Source organism: Micromonospora sp. NPDC047521, from assembly GCF_055587305.1.
Genome location: NZ_JBVJGN010000011.1, coordinates 83,512 through 98,013, shown reverse-complemented (window position 1 = coordinate 98,013; position 14,502 = coordinate 83,512). Strand labels below are relative to the sequence as shown.

The window sequence follows — 14,502 nt, the reverse complement described above, 5'->3', positions numbered from 1 at the left end:
CGGGGTCGCCCCGCGGCGCCTGGACGGTTGGGAGCCGGCGGAGACCACCACCTACGAGTACGACGGTGGCCGGTTGGTGCGGTCGGTGACCGTGCGGGAGCCGGAGTGGTCCGACCAGGACCGGGCGTGGATGGCGGCGCTGGCCGCGTACCGGGCGGGCCGGTGTCCGTCCTGCGGCGGCGACGCCTCCGTGTGCTGCTCACCTGACGGCGACGGCGCGTTCGTGGTGCCGCCGCCGATGAGGTGTCACGTGACGACGGCGCTGACGATCGCGCAGGCCCAGTACCAGGACACTCCGCAGCCGCAGGCGCTGCTCTGGCACGTGGAGAGGCGGTGACCGGGTGACGCGCACCGTCAAGGTCGACCTTGTCCTGGAGAACATGCGCTACGTGCGCGGCGCCCGGGAGACGGTGCGGGCGACGGACGACGTCACCGACTCCGTTGACGGGCTCGGCAAGGCCAGCGAGAAGACCAGCCGGGACACGGACCGCCTCGGCGGGGAGATGTCCGACCTGGCCGCCGACGCGCGTCGCCTGGACGCGCAAATCGACGAGACGGCCCGCGGGATCCGTGAACTGGCGCGGGAGATCGCGCACACCAGCGACGCGGCTCAGCGGGCGAAGCTGACGGAGAAACTGGCCGGTGAGCAGGGGAACCTGCGCGATCAGACCAGCCTGCGCAAGCTCATCGACTTCACGGACATCGGGGACGTGAAGGGCGAGGGCGTCCGCTACGGTGCCCGCTTCGCCGAGGGGTTGGCGACGGGCCTGGCCCGGGCTGGCGGACCCATCTCCAATGCCATGTCCAGCGTGTTCGGTGGTCTACCCCCGCAGGCCCAGGCGGCGATCGGCGCCGGCGTGGTCGGTGCGGTGGCCGCCACGGGCCCGCTCATCGGCGGGGTGCTGTCCGCCGCCGTGGTGGGCGCGGCCGGTGCGGGCGGCATCGTGGGTGGCGTCGCCGTGGCGGCGCAGCATCCAGCTGTTCAGGCTGCGGCGAAGCTGACCGGCGACACGCTCAAGTCCGAGATGCAGCGCGGGGCGGTCAGCTTCGTCCCCGCCACGGTCGAGGCGCTGGGTGTCGTCCGGTCGGAGATCGGTGGGATCGGGGAAGCCTGGGAGCGGGCGTCGTCCGCCGCCTCGACCATGCTGGTGCCGTTGACCCGCGATGTGCTGGGTGGCGCCGAGTCGGCGGTCGAGGGGTTTGCCACCGCGGTGGAGCGGTCCGCGCCGGTGGTTGACGTGCTGGGCGACATCGTCCAGGACGCCGGCCGGCTGATCGGTGACATGTTCGCGGATCTGTCGGAGAACGCCTACGAGGGGTCTCGGGCGCTCGCCGCCCTGTGGGGGGTCTTCGCCGGCGGTGTGCGGGTGATCGTGGGCACCATCTTCGCTCTCACCGAGGCGTACGGGTGGATGGAGAAGATCGGCGCGCTGCTGGTCGGTGACCGTGACAAGTTCGCTCAGCTTGTCGCCGAGGAACAGAACGCGAAGGCCGCCGGCGGTGAGCTGTCGCCGATCCTCCAAGAGCTGATCAACGGGTTCACCCAGACGGGGTCGACGGCTGCCGCCGCGACGGTCGAGGTGGAGTCCCTGTCTGAGGCGATCCGCCGGATGGCCGGGGAGAACATCACCGCCGAGCAGGCCAACATCCGGCTGGAAGAGGCCATCGACCGGGCCACCGAGGCCGGCAGGAAGAACAACGACGGCATCTCGGCGAACACGGAGAAGGGCCGCGCGAACCGGCAGGCGCTGATCGGGATCGCGGAGGCGGCGAACGCCAGCGCAGACGCCATCTGGATTCAGACGGGCTCGCAGGAGTTGGCGTCGGCCGCCACCGACCGAGGTCGGGCGAAGTTCCTGGAAGCGGCCCGGGCGATGAATGTCAGCGCGGGTGAGGCGCAGCGGCTGGCCGACCAGCTGTTCGGCATCCCCGCATCCCGGAGCACCACCGTCACGGTCAACACGGGGCAGGCGGAGGCGGCGGTGTCGCGGATCAAGGCCCGCCTGTCGGAGATCTCCCGCCGCATCGGTGTCGACGTGGTGGTCAACGCCCGTTACGCGTCGTACGGCGGTGGGAAGGGCACCGGCTCCGGCTACTCGACCGGGCAGAGGTGGGGTGGCGTCACCGAGTACGCCCAGTCGGGGCTGCTGCGCGACGCGAGCATCTTCAACCCGGTCGCCGCCGGTGCCCGGTACGGGTTCGCTGAGCCCGCGACGGGCGGGGAAGCGTTCATCCCGAAGCGCGGGGACACCGACCGGTCCCGGGCCATTTGGGAGTACGTCGGCCGGAACTGGCTCGGCGCACAGCCGTCCTCACCGACGGTTGTCGCGGTGGGCGCCGGGTCGGCGACCGGAAACACGCAGGTCAACCTGAACGTCAACGTGCCGCCGGGTGCGAACAAGGCGGAGGTGGGCCGGGAAGTCGCTGACGTCCTGAGCGCCTACTTCGATCGGGGTGGCACCCTGAAGGTCAGGACGCCCTGATGGCGCTTCCGCAGGTCATCGTGGATGTGGGCTTCTCCTCGCCGACCGTCGGCAACGTGTTCACCATCGACGACCCGGTGCGCGGCCGGATCGGCATGGTCCCGATCGGCTCCAACTCGACGTGGACAGACGTCTCCGAATGGGTGCGGTCGTGGCGCACCCGCCGTGGCGCCAACCGCGCGGACGCGCCGCTGGTCCGCTACGACGCGGGCACGGCCACGATCGTGCTGCACGACCCGGACCGCCGATTCGATCCGGAGAACCTCGCCGGCCCGTACGTGGTTAACGGCTGGTCGCAGGTCGAGCCGATGCGTCGGGTGCGGATCCGCGCCGTGTGGGACGGCGAAACCTATCCGATCTTCGACGGGTTCGCCGACGACTGGCAGCCCGACTACCAGGGCAACACGTGGACGTACGTGACGCTCACCGCGACCGACGCCACGAAGGTGTTCGCCGCGAACGACCGCGTGGCGATCGACCCGCCGGTGGGCGCCGGGGAGGACTCGGGGGCGCGCATCGCCCGGATCCTCGACGCCTCGGACTGGCCCACCGCAGACCGGTCCATCAGCGCCGGCGACAGCACATTGCAGGCCACTGACCTTGACGGCAACCAGCTCGCCGAGATGCAGCTGGTCCAGGACTCCGAGCTGGGGCACCTGTTCGTGGATGCCACGGGCCGGGTGGTGTTCCGCAACCGGCACGCCATGCTCACCGACCCCAGGTCAAAGGCGCCGCAGGCCACGTTCGGCGACGGCGGATACGCGCTCACCGGCGAACTGCCGTACGCGGACGTCGAGCTGTCGTCCGCCGATGAGGGCCTCGCGAACACTGTCACGATCACGCGTGCGGGCGGCACCCCGCAGACCGCCGTCAACGAGGCGGCGAAGGCCCGCTACCTGACCAAGACGTTCACCAAGACGGGCCTGCTGCTGGAAACCGACGCTGACGCGTTGGGATACGCGCAGATGCTCCGGTCCCAGTTCGGCGACCCCGGCCGCCGGTTCAGCCGCATCGCGTTCCGCACCCCCACCCCCGAGGTGGAAGCGGCGGTGTGGCCGGCGGTGCTGGGCCGCGACTTCGGCGACCGGATCACGGTGGTGCGCCGCCCTCCCGGCGGCGGCGACCCCATCGAGCGGGACGTCTTCGTGCGGGGTGTGGAGCACGACAGCGACGGCGAGAAGTGGACGTCGGCCCTCGCGACGCAGCCCGCGTCCCGCTACGCGTTCTTCACCATCGCCGATCCGATCCTCGGGGTCATCGGCGCCAACGCCATCGCCTACTAGGAGGCCCGGTGTTCCAGATCGTTGCCAACGGCGACGTGCCCGATGCGACGTACTTCAACGGGCTGATGCGCCAGTCGGTCATCCCGGTCACGTCGACGACGCGTCCGTCGTCGCCGGTGGACGGCATGACGATCTACGAGACGGATCATGACCTGATCCGGACGTGGAACGGCTCGGCGTGGCAGATCACCGGCGGTGCCCGGACGTACGCCCGCAAGACGGGCGACGAGACGGTCAACAACAACGCGACGTTGCAGGACGATGACCAGCTGTTCCTGCCGGTGGTGGCGGGTGCGGTGTACGAGATGCGGCTGCGCGTGTACTTCGTGTCCCCGCCGACGCCGGACATCAAGTTCGGGTGGGGGTATCCGGCGGGCGCGAAGCTGTGGTGGACGGCCATCGACGCGCAGACCGGCACCACGCTGGGCAAGCTCACCGAGACGGATGTGGCGGCGGTGGTGACGCTCGGTCCGACGTGGCAGACGCAGACGTTTGAGGGTGTCGTCATCGTGGGTGGCACCAGCGGAACCCTGAACTTCCGGTGGGCGCAGAACGGCGCGAACGCCTCCAACACGATCGTGCAAGAGGGCTCGATGCTGATGCTGGAGCGTGTCGCGTGACGTTCCTGGCTGTGGTGTCTCATCCCGACGATGACCTGCTGTTCCTGAACCCGGACATCGCTGACGCGATCCGCGCGGGCGGGCAGGTGACCACCGTGTACGTGACGGCCGGCCAGGGATCCGGCACGGGTCTGACGGCGGGTGAGCGGGCGTACGGGCGGCAGCGCGGAATCATGGACGCGTACGCCTACATGGCCGGCTACAGCCCGCTGGGCGACCAGTCGGAGTGGACCGGTGAGCTGGTCACCGTCAACGGCAAGCAGGTCGAGCGGTACAGCCTGGACGGGCGTGTGCACCTGGTGTGGCTGGCCCTGCCCGACGGGCAGCTCGCCGCCCTGGACGCGGGCACCCCGCAGCTCACGGTGCCGCTCCCTGACGGTCTGGGTGCCCCGACGTACGGCTACAACCGTGCGGACGTGGTGAACACGCTGGTCGAGCTGATCGGCGTGTACCAGCCGTCGCAGGTGTGCACCCTGGACCCGTGGCCGGAGGCCCGCTACACCCCGCACGACCACACCGACCACACCGCGTCCGCGCGGATCGCCGGTGACGCGGCGGTCGCGGCCGGGGTGCCGGCGCTGCCGTACCGCGGGTACTCCATCACCGCTGTGCCGGCGAACCTGCCGGCCGGCACGGCGGCGGACAAGCGGGCCATCTTCGACATCTACGCCGCGTACGACGATGACGCGCTCCCGTACGGGTGGTGCGAGCGGATGCTCTACCGGTGGCCGCGCGGCGCGGACTGGGTCGGCTACAACGCCGACGGGCGCCTTCAGGTGTTCGCGGTCCGTGCCGGGCGGGTGGTCACGTGGTGGCAGATGGACGACTGGTCGTGGTCGCAGCCGAAGGTGCTCGGTGCGGGTCCGATCGCGCCCGGCCTGTCCGTCGGCTACGACACGGACGGCCGGATGGAGGTGGTCGCCCGCCGCCTGTCGGACCACGCCCTGGTCGTGATCTGGCAGAAGTCCCCGTCGGGGCCGTGGGCGTCGTCGTGGTCGTCGTTGGGCAACCACAACGCTGGCCAGCCGAATGCGGCGCAGATGGGCGTCCCGACGGTTGTACGGCACGCTGACGGCCGGCTGTGTGTGCTGGTGAAGAACGGCGGCGGCGGACTGTCCAGCCGCTCCCAGACGGCCGCTGGCGGGTCGTGGGGCTCGTGGATCGACCTGGGTGGCACCGACGTGCAGGACGGCCTCACCGCCGTCGCGGGCCCGTCGGGGCGCATCGAGGTGTTCGCCGCCACCACCACCGGTGTTCTGCACTGGTACCAGACGAGCCCGAACGGCCCCTTCAAGCTGAACAGCAACCTGCCGGGCCTGCCCCCGGGCTGCCCGCCGAGCGCGGTGCGGATGCCCGACGGGCGGCTGCTGCTGGCCTACCGCACCGCCGACGGGCTCGTGCTCACCGCGCAGGCCGCGCCGGATGGGCCGTGGCAGCAGCCGGTCACCGTGCCGGGTCCGGGCGGTCACGGGCAGGTCGCCGCCGCCGTGTGCTCCGGCCAGGTGTGGCTGGCCTGCCGCGACGCAACCGGCGGGGTGTCGGCGACAACCATCGACCCGGCCGGGCAACCCGACGGGTGGACCCCGTACGGGGAGACCTGCGACGTGCCCGCGCTGACGACTGTGGCGGGGGCTCCGCTGCTGTTCACCGGCGGTCCCGCGTGCCGGCCGTTGGCCGATCCCGCGTGGACCACCCTGCCCTGAGGAGGGACTGTGGCACGTGCCGCGAACATGCAGGCGCTGACCAACGACGTCAAACGCGAGTGGCCTGGGGTCGTCGTGTACGGCATCGGCGACACCGCGCACAAGGCGAGCAAGTCCGGCCACAACGAGGACGACACCCCGGGCAGCAAGCCCGAGCTGGAGGACTCCGACAGCCGGCCTGAGCACCGCGCCATCGACATCATGGTCCGGGGCCCGTTCACCAAGGGTGCCGCCGATGCGCTGGTCGCGCGGCTGCTCGCCGACCCGAAAGCCAAGGCCCGGCTGTTCTACATCATCTGGAACGGCTACATCTGGTCGCGCTCCAACGGGTGGAAGAAGACCAAGTACACCGGCAAGGACCAGCACACCGACCACGTCCACGCGTCCGGCTGGGCTGCCGACGACGAGAACACCGCGAGCTGGCCCGCCGTGGCCACGAAGACCCTGGAGGTACCCGACATGACCCCGGAGCAGGCCAAGCAGCTCACCCGCGTCGAGACGATGCTGTCCCGCCTCGACGGCCGCGAACCCATCGGGCAGGCCTACCTGCGGCTCGCCGTGGGCAAGGACGACGCGCCCGACGCGAAGCCCGTCGACCACCCGTCGCTGGCCAGCCTCGGCGAGCAGCTGCGCGCCCTGGCCGAGAAGCCTGCGGTGACCATCGACTACGACCAGCTGGCCGACGCCCTGCTGCGCCGGGTGGTCGGCGGCAACACCACCCCACAGAGCTGATGGGCCGCCGGCATCGCCTGGTTGGCCAACCGGAAGGCAGGGAAAGTGAGTGAGGCTGGAGCGGGTATTGACCGTGGTCAGGGACGCTGGCTGTATCGGAGTGGGTCTGTGGGGAATCGCGTACCAGCAGGTGACCGGGCAGGTCAGCTGGGAGCTACTCGCAGCGTTCCTCGCCCTGCTGGGGGCCCCGGGGGTGTGGCACCTGTGGTCCATCAAGCCAAGCGGGTCTGGGACCGCTGGTACCCCCGACTCGTCGTCGTCGCCTCCGCCTCCGCCGTCACCTACGCCGTCGCCGCCATCGCCCAGCGTCCCGGGAGGTAGCCCGTGACGACGAAAGCCATCCGGGTCTGGTACGCGATGACGGTGACGTTCGTGGTGGTGGTCGCGTTCGCGGCGGCGTCGGTGATCTACGCCAACGAGCGTGCGCAGCGGTCGGAGCGGCGCGCGGAGCAGATCGACCAGGAGTCGAACCGGCGGTGGTGTGCGCTGCTGGCGACGTACGACGACGCGTACCAGGACTCGCCGCCGGTGACGGACACCGGGCGGACGCTGGCCACCGAGGTGTCCCGGCTGCGCACCCAGTTCGGCTGCGACTGACCTACGGCCGCCGGCACTCGTGGTCGTGCTGCGTGGTGAGCCCGCAGCCGGGCCGCTGGCAGCGCCACTGACGGCCCATCTCCCAACACCCATGCGTCGTGCACGCACCCCACGCCGGGGTCGTCTCGGCATGCCCAGCCGGACACGGGCGGGGCACCTCAGCGATGCCATCCGGCGTCTGCTCGTACAGCTGCACCCATCGACCGTACCCAGGAGGAACGCAATGCGCGTCGCCAAGTACGCCAAGACCATCGTCGCCGGTGTTGTCGCCGGTGGCACCGCACTCACCGTCGCCATGGGCGACGACGTCCTGACCGCGACCGAGGGCATCACCGTCGCCCTCGCCGTCCTCGGCGCGCTCGGCGTGTACGTCGTGCCCAACGCCAAGGACACCGAGGTCCGCATCGACCGGTAGTCCCATCCCGCAACGCACTGCGCCCCCTGCTCGGCCTCACGGCTGGGCAGGGGGCGCTTTCGTGCTGTCCAGGGTCACATCGGCTGGTGGAACACCTCGCCGCCCAGCACCGTCGCCACCGACTTGCATGACGGCTGGTCCGGGCAGCCGACCGTCCAGTTCTGCCCCAACACCAGATTCACGTCGGCGACGTCCTCCAGTAGGACGGCCATCGACTTCGGCTGCCGCCGGGCCTGCGCCTCGTTCTTGTAGATGCCGATCGTGTACTCCTCGGCGCCCACGTAGCAGCTGCCTCGGGCGAGCGCCCCGGTGGGGCTGGCGATGGCCTCGTAGCCCGCGCAGTCGATGCCACCCTTACCGAGTGCCTCGATGAGGCGCAGCGGGTTGGCGTACTTGCCGCCGTCGACCGGGGGCTTCGGCGCGGCCGGCGTCGGGGAGGGCGTTGGGCTGGCGCTCGGAGTCGGCGCGGCGCTGGTGGGTGCGGGTGGCGCGCTGGCTGCTGAGGCGGCGGGCTCGTCGTCGCTGCCGCAGCCGGTCAGGGCGACGGCCAGGGCCAGCACGGTGGCGGTGAGGCGGATGCGGGTCATGCACGGCACGCTACCGACCGGCAGCAACGAGTGAGCCCCGCCGACACGGTGATCGGCGGGGCCCCTTCGGACGGTCGGCTCAGGCAGCCTGGCTGACCGCCTCGTACTGCCGGCCACCACCGCGCACCCGACCAGCCTCAGCCAGCTCACCGAGCAGTTGGTGCACTCGGCGCACCGACAGGTCGACCTCGTCGGCGATCCGCTGCGGGCTGGTGTGGCCAGCGCGGATCGCGTCGAGCACTTTGGCGTGGCTGGGCCCGAGCCGCTTGCGCGCCTCCTGCTGGGCCTGCGCCACCATCACCGACCACGACGGGAACGACGCGCCACCGAACGACTCCAGCACGGCGCCGTCCCCGCCAGCAGCCGGCTCGGGCCGCCGCAAGGGTGCGACAGGAACCGCCGGACCCTGGGCAGTCAGGCTCGCTTTCCGGTCGGCCCATGACCGCGCCCGCTCTCCGTACGCCCTGCCCATTGCCACGTACCCCTCGGGCACCGACAGGTCCCGCCACGTGATCCGGCCCGGCCAGTACTTTCGCAACTGCTCGTTCAGGTAGTAGCTGCGGAAGTGGGCACGCCGCTCACCAGGCGCTGGGGCGGTGACCATCCCGTACCCGCCGTATCGGGGGAACTTCTTCGGGTTGTCCTCCACCCCGAAGATGGTCTTCGCGTTCGGGTCGTTGCCGGCGAGCATCACGCCGTTCCCGGCCAGCAGGTTGGACCGCAGTACCTCACTGTCGTTGCCGGGGCCGGACCCTCCGAACGCGCCGAGCGTCGACTCCTGGCTGGCGCCCAGCAGCGCGACGCCAACCTTGCCGCCCTCCCGCGCGATGGTCGCCGCGATCCGCAGGCACTGCACCGCCGATCGGGGGTTCTGCTCCTTGTCGAAGACCTTGTGCTGCTCGTCGATGACCCCGAGCACACCCGGACGATCAGCGGTCGGAGTGAAACCCTCCAGCTCCCGCTCGACGTTCTCCTGCTGCCGGAGCTGCATCAGCATCTCCATGCCCACGAGCATCGCGTGGATCTGGTCATACGTCCCCGCGAACAGGTCAGCGTGGCGCATGAGCAGCGGGGACGACGCGCCGCGCTGCCCATCGCCGTACCAGATCACCGTCGGGTGGGACTCGCTGGCGGCCAGGGAGAACGCAATCGACTCGATGAGCCGCGACTTCCCCGACCCGGTGCCACCCTGGATGAACCCGCCCCACAGCCGGTTGTCGGTGTACGCCCGCCAGGTGGCAACGCCCTCACCGTCAGCGAACGGGCCGAGCCGCACCCGGCCGGTCTTCGAGTCGAACGCCGACGGGCCGGGCCAGTCGACGGCCTCCTTGATCGGGGAGCGGGTGACGATGGTCAGCAGCAGCGTAGGCTCCGGCTCGGTCGGGTGCGGCTCCAGCAGCATCTGCTGGTCGGCCTGGAGGTGCAGCCCGCCGCGCAGCCGGCCCATCGCCGCGATGGCCATCTCCAACGTCTGCTTGCCGGCCCGCAGCTTGAGCGCGTACCGCACGCCAGCGGCGATCTGTTCCGCGTTGGTCAGCCGCGACCCGGGCAGCGCGCCGTCGCTGGCGCCGTTGTTCTCCGCCCACAACCGCTGGTACTGCGACGTCGCCTTCGGCTGGATGAGGCCGACCGGGTGCTGCCGCCACCAGTGCATCGACAGCGCGTACGCGACCGCCATGAGCAGCCCCACCGCGCCCAGGCTCAGGCCGGTGACGGTCACCCCGGTCAACCAGCCGACAGCGACACCCAGGAACGCCAACGCCCGCCGGCGGGCCCGCTTGTCGAGCACCCGGCGGCGGACCTGCGTCGCGGCCACCACGGCGACGACGAACGCGGCGCCGGCCACCCACACCGCGACCGTCTGCTCGTCGCCGACCGCGTGCACCGCCACCCGGCAGGCGACCGCGGCCACGACCAGCGCGCCGACAGCGCCGTGCGGGGCGAGCTGCGGACGCAACCCACCCTCTACTGGTGCCGTCTGCTGGGGCACCTCGGTTGTCGTGCTCATGACTCTCCTTCGGGGTGACCCGGCTTCCACCGCAGGGGCGCGGACCGTGTTGGCCCGCGCCCCACGGCGGTAGCCGGGTCAGCCGTTGAGCTGGAAGTTCTTGTTCCCGGCGTCAGGCTGCGCCTGGTACGCCTCCTTCACCGACATCTGCTGCTCCAGCACCGCCTTGTGCGCCGCCCACTTGTCGGCGGCGATCCCGGAGGCCTCCATCGCCTCCCTGGCGGAGCCGATGACCTCACCGCTGTTGCCGCCCTGCTCCAGGGCACCCACGTAGCCCTCGGCGCCGGTGGTGGCGAACGAGGTGTGGGCGTTGGACGCCTGGTCGGCGAACGCGATGGCGGTGGACAGGCTGGTGACCTCGGAGTTGGCCATGGTGATCTCCTTCTCGATGTTCTTCGGGTTGGGGAACTGGATGATCTGTGCGGTGGGTCGGGTGTCGGGGCGGGTGATGTCGGAGGGGGTGTACGGCTTGCACCAGCACTGCGGCTTGCCGTCGGCGCCGACCTCGATGGACTTGAAGCAGCGGGGGCAGGTCGGCCGGTTCACGCCGGAGAACAGCCCCCCGACCAGGCCGCCGATCACGTCGTCGGCGGTGAGCTGCTTGTCGCGTCGGGGCACTGGCTTCTCCTTCTGCGTCGGCTGACCGAACACCTGGTCGAGGCCGCCCCGCGCCTCCCACTCGGCGTTGCGGCGCTCCTGCACTGCCAGGCAGCGCGGGCACGGGCGGCCGTCGAGCACCACCTCGCCCTTGCAGTCCGGGCAGTTGCGGGTGTTGTTCGGGTCGTACACGTACTCCTTCGGGGTCGGCTGCGGCTTGGGCTCCCGCAGGATGCCGATCATGTCGTCGAGCGGCTGGGCTTTCGCCTTCGCCGCCGCCCGGCGCTTCTCCGTGTGCGCCGCCAGAGCGTCCGTGTACAGGTCCGCGAACCACTCCCGGCCGCCGTAACGCGGCTGCTGCGCCGGACGCTGACCAGCCGCCTTGGCCTTGGCTTTCTTCAGCTCGTACCGCGGGTTCGGGGTGCCCTTCACCGCATGCACGAGATCCTCGGCGCCGCGCTTGCCCATCCAGGCGAGGACGAAGCACCACAGCAGGACGATCTCCACGTCAGACCCCCACAGCCACGGCGGTACCGCCGCCCTTGATGGAGCGCTGCGCCAGCAGCACAGCAGTCGCGCCCACGAACAGCGCCAGCGCGATCGGCGAACTGGTACCCAGCCACTCGCGCAGCGGCCCGGCGACCAGGTCCAACGCGGCGCTCGTCCACTCGCCGATCCGGTCGCCCAACTTGCCCGGGGTAGCGCGGGCTACCGACGGAGCGAGCAGCAGCATCCAGATCGCCGCCCGGTTCGGCTCGCCGTCAACCAACAGGTCCCGGACGAACACCACCGCCATGACCCCGAGCAGCACCGGCGGGATCCACGACCACGGAATCGCGGTCAACACCGCGTCGATCGCGTCGCCGAGGAACATCCCGGCGACCAGGGGACCGCCGACCAGCGCGGCACCCATCGACGCCCAGGCGAGCGCCCGGACACCCTTCGAGCGGAAGGCCTTGAACCGGCCGCCGCCCCCTCCCATCGTGCGCATCAGATGCTCCTCACTCACTCAGGCCGGAGATGACGTAGTGCATCGGCGTGTTCGGGTTGTACGGCCAGGTGACTTCCGGGTCGTCGCCCGGACCGGCGGTCAGCTCGATGGTCTCGACGAAACCCTCGGGGTGCGACTGGTGATCCACCGTCACTCGGTAGACGCTGCGCAGGTCGGGGCCGACGAAGCAGTCGCCAGCCTCGAAAGCGCCCAGGCGTTCCAGCCGGGACTCCAACGGGCCGAGCGCGGTGTGCCAGATACGGGACATCAGGGCCTCCTACAGAAACAGCCACAGCGCGAAGTCCGCGCCCGGCTTGATGACGTGGTCGACCGTCCAGGCGACCGGGGGCAGGGTGGACAGCGCCTTCACCACGAGCACCGCGACGGCGAAACGGGCGGGCCGCTCCAGCAGCCACTCCCACGTGCGAGCGACCACCAGACCGGGCACGGCGACCGCGCCCAGCCAGATCAGGCCGAGACGCCGCAGCGGCCCGTACAGCTCGGCCGTGTACCGGCCCCGCCGGGCGTACTCGCGCATCGTGTCCACCGCCGGACGCCGCTCGGTGAGCAGCGGCGGCGGGGTGAAGTAAGCGCCAAACTTGGACAGCCACGCCGCCGTGTCGAACGGGCGACGCTCACTGTCCGTCATTGCAGAGTGCAGAGTTCCCGTGCCTTCCGGGCCGATCTCACGCTCAGCGGCCCCGGCGGGGAAGTCTGAAGTGCAGAGTTCAGAGTCACCCTGCGTCACGGTCTGGGTCACGACGCACCCCGCATCCACTGCGCGAGGACCGCCGCCGACACGCCGGCCACGAGCAGCAGCGCCAGGTACACCGTCAGCAGCACGCCGAGGCTCTGATCGCCCTTCGTGCGGCGACGCGGACCCGCGGACCTGGGGCGCTCACGCACCTCGACCGGCGGCCTGCTCTGGGTGGTTGTCATGATGGGCATCTCCGTTCGTTGGAGGCGGCGCCCGGCCCGGCTGTAGGAGGTGGGACCGGGCGCCGCAGCTTGTGGCTAGACCGCGACGCGGTCCAGGTCTGCGGGGGAATCGGGAACGTGGACCGGAGCGGACTGCGCGTCACGCTCCGCCCGGTAGATCCGGACCGCCTCGGTGGCGTCGCCCTTGCGCCAGCGGTACCGGTTCACCACGTCCTCGACGCGGCGTGGACCGGGCTGGTCAAGCGGGTAGTCCACCCACAGTTGGTCCACCATCTTGAGGACCCGTGGGGCGGGCTTCTTCTGGGTCGCGGTCCGGGTGGACCGGTCCACCTTCCTGCTCGGGGCGGTCCGCTCTGCCGGCTTGTGGACCGGCTCGACGTGGACCGGGGCAGGCGCGGTGTGGACCGGCACGGCGTAGGTCCACGGGTCCACCCGCTCCGGCTCCGACTGGACCGGCTCGGGCTGGTCCACCTCGGCCGGCGCATCACCGAGCTGCGGCGCGCGCCACGACGCAGCGACCGGAGGGCCCGCCAGGTCCAGCTCGGCCAGACGCGGCGCACCAGTCCACGGGTCGGCCTTCGTCACATAGCCGTCGAACAAGCCGATCAGCCACGCCGTCGCCGCCGCCCCGAGCGGACCCACCGAATGCGCGAGCGCCCCACCGAACGCGTCCAAGCCGGTACCCGCCCACCCGCCGGCCATGTTGAGCGCCACCGACGTGCCCAGCGCCACCGCCTCAACGAGAGCCGCGCGCCCGTCCGTGTCGCCACCCGCCGACCGCAGCACGGCGCGACCGACGATGATGGCCGCGACGACAGTCAGCAGAGCCGGCTCGACAGCCCACGCCGCCCACCAGCCCGCCGAACCCTGGCCCAGGGCCAGCAGCCTGACGACACCAGCCTGAACGCCGGCCGTCGACCACGCGCCGAACGCCACCAGCACCGGCACACCCAGCAGGAGGGTGGCCTTGCGCACCATGGCGATGCGCAGCGCCCGCATCTCGGCGGACCGCTGAATATCGGCGCGGATGCGCGCCCTGGCGCCGGAGCGGGAGGCGCGCCGGTAGAGGGCGGACAGCTCGACGGCTTCCACCTCATCGCGGCCACGCTCACGGCGGGCACGCTTGCGGCTCTCGGTCTGCTCGGCCATCTCGGCGAGACCTTCGCGGTGCTCGGCGTCGAGGCGGATCCGCTCGCGGTGGTCGGTGCGCTGCACGTCGATCAGCGCTCGCTGCTCACGCAGTTGCGCGGCGAGCTGCTCAGCGGTGAGTCCCTTCGCGTCGCTCATCGCTCCGCCTTCACGGTCTTCACGTGCACGGCGACGTACAGCTCCGCGTAGTCCGCGCCCAACGCGACGACCAGGCCGTGCGTCGTGGCGTCCGCCTCGTCGTTGTCGCGGGCGATGAATCGCTCGCGGCGCACGAAGGTGACGTCGGCGACGTAGATGTCAGCTCGGTACTCCATGCCTGTCAGCATGACACAACTTGGAAAGGTTGGAAAGCTTGGTAGGGTACTCACATGCTGAGCCCACCACCTACTCCCTCTCTG

At 70.9% G+C, this 14,502-nt stretch carries 17 protein-coding genes; 8 read left to right on the top strand and 9 right to left on the bottom strand.

All coding sequences use genetic code 11. From position 1 onward, the window contains the following. Positions 1-85: 85 nt before the first annotated feature. The 8 genes from ACZ6N8_RS23115 (at position 86) to ACZ6N8_RS23080 (ending at position 7,833) form a co-directional block, all read left to right on the top strand. Positions 86-337: a hypothetical protein gene (locus ACZ6N8_RS23115; RefSeq protein ID WP_466012600.1), complete on the top strand. Its 252-nt coding sequence runs from the start codon at positions 86-88 to the stop codon at positions 335-337. A 4-nt stretch (positions 338-341) separates the two neighbouring features. Beyond that, a complete protein-coding gene (locus ACZ6N8_RS23110) occupies positions 342-2,483 on the top strand; it encodes a hypothetical protein (RefSeq protein ID WP_466012599.1) in 2,142 nt (713 codons plus the stop codon). Further along, positions 2,483-3,766 (top strand): hypothetical protein, encoded by a 1,284-nt coding sequence (locus ACZ6N8_RS23105; protein ID WP_466012597.1) that lies wholly within the window; start codon positions 2,483-2,485, stop codon positions 3,764-3,766. Before ACZ6N8_RS23110 ends, ACZ6N8_RS23105 begins: the two co-directional genes overlap by 1 nt. 8 nt (positions 3,767-3,774) lie before the next feature. After that, positions 3,775-4,386 (top strand): hypothetical protein, encoded by a 612-nt coding sequence (locus ACZ6N8_RS23100; RefSeq protein WP_466012595.1) that lies wholly within the window; start codon positions 3,775-3,777, stop codon positions 4,384-4,386. Further along, positions 4,383-6,089 (top strand): DUF8189 domain-containing protein, encoded by a 1,707-nt coding sequence (locus ACZ6N8_RS23095; RefSeq protein ID WP_466012593.1) that lies wholly within the window; start codon positions 4,383-4,385, stop codon positions 6,087-6,089. Before ACZ6N8_RS23100 ends, ACZ6N8_RS23095 begins: the two co-directional genes overlap by 4 nt. 9 nt (positions 6,090-6,098) lie before the next feature. Further along, the gene (locus ACZ6N8_RS23090; RefSeq protein ID WP_466012591.1) at positions 6,099-6,821 is read left to right on the top strand and encodes a VldE C-terminal domain-containing protein; all 723 of its coding nucleotides are present in this window, start codon (positions 6,099-6,101) and stop codon (positions 6,819-6,821) included. A 324-nt stretch (positions 6,822-7,145) separates the two neighbouring features. Next, positions 7,146-7,418: a hypothetical protein gene (locus ACZ6N8_RS23085; protein ID WP_466012589.1), complete on the top strand. Its 273-nt coding sequence runs from the start codon at positions 7,146-7,148 to the stop codon at positions 7,416-7,418. 223 nt (positions 7,419-7,641) lie between these two features. Continuing rightward, positions 7,642-7,833: a hypothetical protein gene (locus ACZ6N8_RS23080; protein WP_466012587.1), complete on the top strand. Its 192-nt coding sequence runs from the start codon at positions 7,642-7,644 to the stop codon at positions 7,831-7,833. Between the two features lie 74 nt (positions 7,834-7,907). Here the strand turns inward: ACZ6N8_RS23080 and ACZ6N8_RS23075 are convergent, their stop codons facing one another. The 9 genes from ACZ6N8_RS23075 to ACZ6N8_RS23035 all read right to left on the bottom strand — a co-directional run bounded on the left by ACZ6N8_RS23075 (position 7,908) and on the right by ACZ6N8_RS23035 (position 14,418). Next, positions 7,908-8,420 (bottom strand): hypothetical protein, encoded by a 513-nt coding sequence (locus ACZ6N8_RS23075; RefSeq protein ID WP_466012585.1) that lies wholly within the window; start codon positions 8,418-8,420, stop codon positions 7,908-7,910. A gap of 79 nt (positions 8,421-8,499) precedes the next feature. Further along, a complete protein-coding gene (locus ACZ6N8_RS23070; RefSeq protein WP_466012583.1) occupies positions 8,500-10,428 on the bottom strand; it encodes a hypothetical protein in 1,929 nt (642 codons plus the stop codon). A gap of 78 nt (positions 10,429-10,506) precedes the next feature. Beyond that, positions 10,507-11,532 (bottom strand): hypothetical protein, encoded by a 1,026-nt coding sequence (locus tag ACZ6N8_RS23065; RefSeq protein WP_466012582.1) that lies wholly within the window; start codon positions 11,530-11,532, stop codon positions 10,507-10,509. A 1-nt stretch (position 11,533) separates the two neighbouring features. Continuing rightward, a complete protein-coding gene (locus tag ACZ6N8_RS23060) occupies positions 11,534-12,016 on the bottom strand; it encodes a hypothetical protein (RefSeq protein WP_466012580.1) in 483 nt (160 codons plus the stop codon). Positions 12,017-12,026: 10 nt separating this feature from the next. Next, positions 12,027-12,284: a hypothetical protein gene (locus tag ACZ6N8_RS23055; protein WP_466012578.1), complete on the bottom strand. Its 258-nt coding sequence runs from the start codon at positions 12,282-12,284 to the stop codon at positions 12,027-12,029. A gap of 9 nt (positions 12,285-12,293) precedes the next feature. Further along, on the bottom strand, positions 12,294-12,665 hold the full coding sequence (locus tag ACZ6N8_RS23050; protein WP_466012576.1) for a hypothetical protein: 372 nt from the start codon (positions 12,663-12,665) through the stop codon (positions 12,294-12,296). A 107-nt stretch (positions 12,666-12,772) separates the two neighbouring features. Beyond that, the gene (locus ACZ6N8_RS23045) at positions 12,773-12,955 is read right to left on the bottom strand and encodes a hypothetical protein (protein WP_466012574.1); all 183 of its coding nucleotides are present in this window, start codon (positions 12,953-12,955) and stop codon (positions 12,773-12,775) included. A 75-nt stretch (positions 12,956-13,030) separates the two neighbouring features. Continuing rightward, a complete protein-coding gene (locus ACZ6N8_RS23040; RefSeq protein ID WP_466012573.1) occupies positions 13,031-14,242 on the bottom strand; it encodes a hypothetical protein in 1,212 nt (403 codons plus the stop codon). Then, positions 14,239-14,418, bottom strand: a complete 180-nt coding sequence (locus ACZ6N8_RS23035) for a hypothetical protein (RefSeq protein WP_466012571.1) — start codon at positions 14,416-14,418, stop codon at positions 14,239-14,241. Before ACZ6N8_RS23035 ends, ACZ6N8_RS23040 begins: the two co-directional genes overlap by 4 nt. Positions 14,419-14,502 lie beyond the last annotated feature (84 nt).

Coding starts and splice junctions, on each gene's coding strand:
- ACZ6N8_RS23105 (WP_466012597.1), top strand. CDS start 2,483: ATGGCGCTTCCGCAGGTCATCGTGGATGTGGGCTTCTCCTCGCCGACC.
- ACZ6N8_RS23080 (WP_466012587.1), top strand. CDS start 7,642: ATGCGCGTCGCCAAGTACGCCAAGACCATCGTCGCCGGTGTTGTCGCC.
- ACZ6N8_RS23050 (WP_466012576.1), bottom strand. CDS start 12,665: ATGACGGACAGTGAGCGTCGCCCGTTCGACACGGCGGCGTGGCTGTCC.
- ACZ6N8_RS23070 (WP_466012583.1), bottom strand. CDS start 10,428: ATGAGCACGACAACCGAGGTGCCCCAGCAGACGGCACCAGTAGAGGGT.
- ACZ6N8_RS23055 (WP_466012578.1), bottom strand. CDS start 12,284: ATGTCCCGTATCTGGCACACCGCGCTCGGCCCGTTGGAGTCCCGGCTG.
- ACZ6N8_RS23040 (WP_466012573.1), bottom strand. CDS start 14,242: ATGAGCGACGCGAAGGGACTCACCGCTGAGCAGCTCGCCGCGCAACTG.
- ACZ6N8_RS23075 (WP_466012585.1), bottom strand. CDS start 8,420: ATGACCCGCATCCGCCTCACCGCCACCGTGCTGGCCCTGGCCGTCGCC.
- ACZ6N8_RS23035 (WP_466012571.1), bottom strand. CDS start 14,418: ATGGAGTACCGAGCTGACATCTACGTCGCCGACGTCACCTTCGTGCGC.
- ACZ6N8_RS23060 (WP_466012580.1), bottom strand. CDS start 12,016: ATGCGCACGATGGGAGGGGGCGGCGGCCGGTTCAAGGCCTTCCGCTCG.
- ACZ6N8_RS23045 (WP_466012574.1), bottom strand. CDS start 12,955: ATGACAACCACCCAGAGCAGGCCGCCGGTCGAGGTGCGTGAGCGCCCC.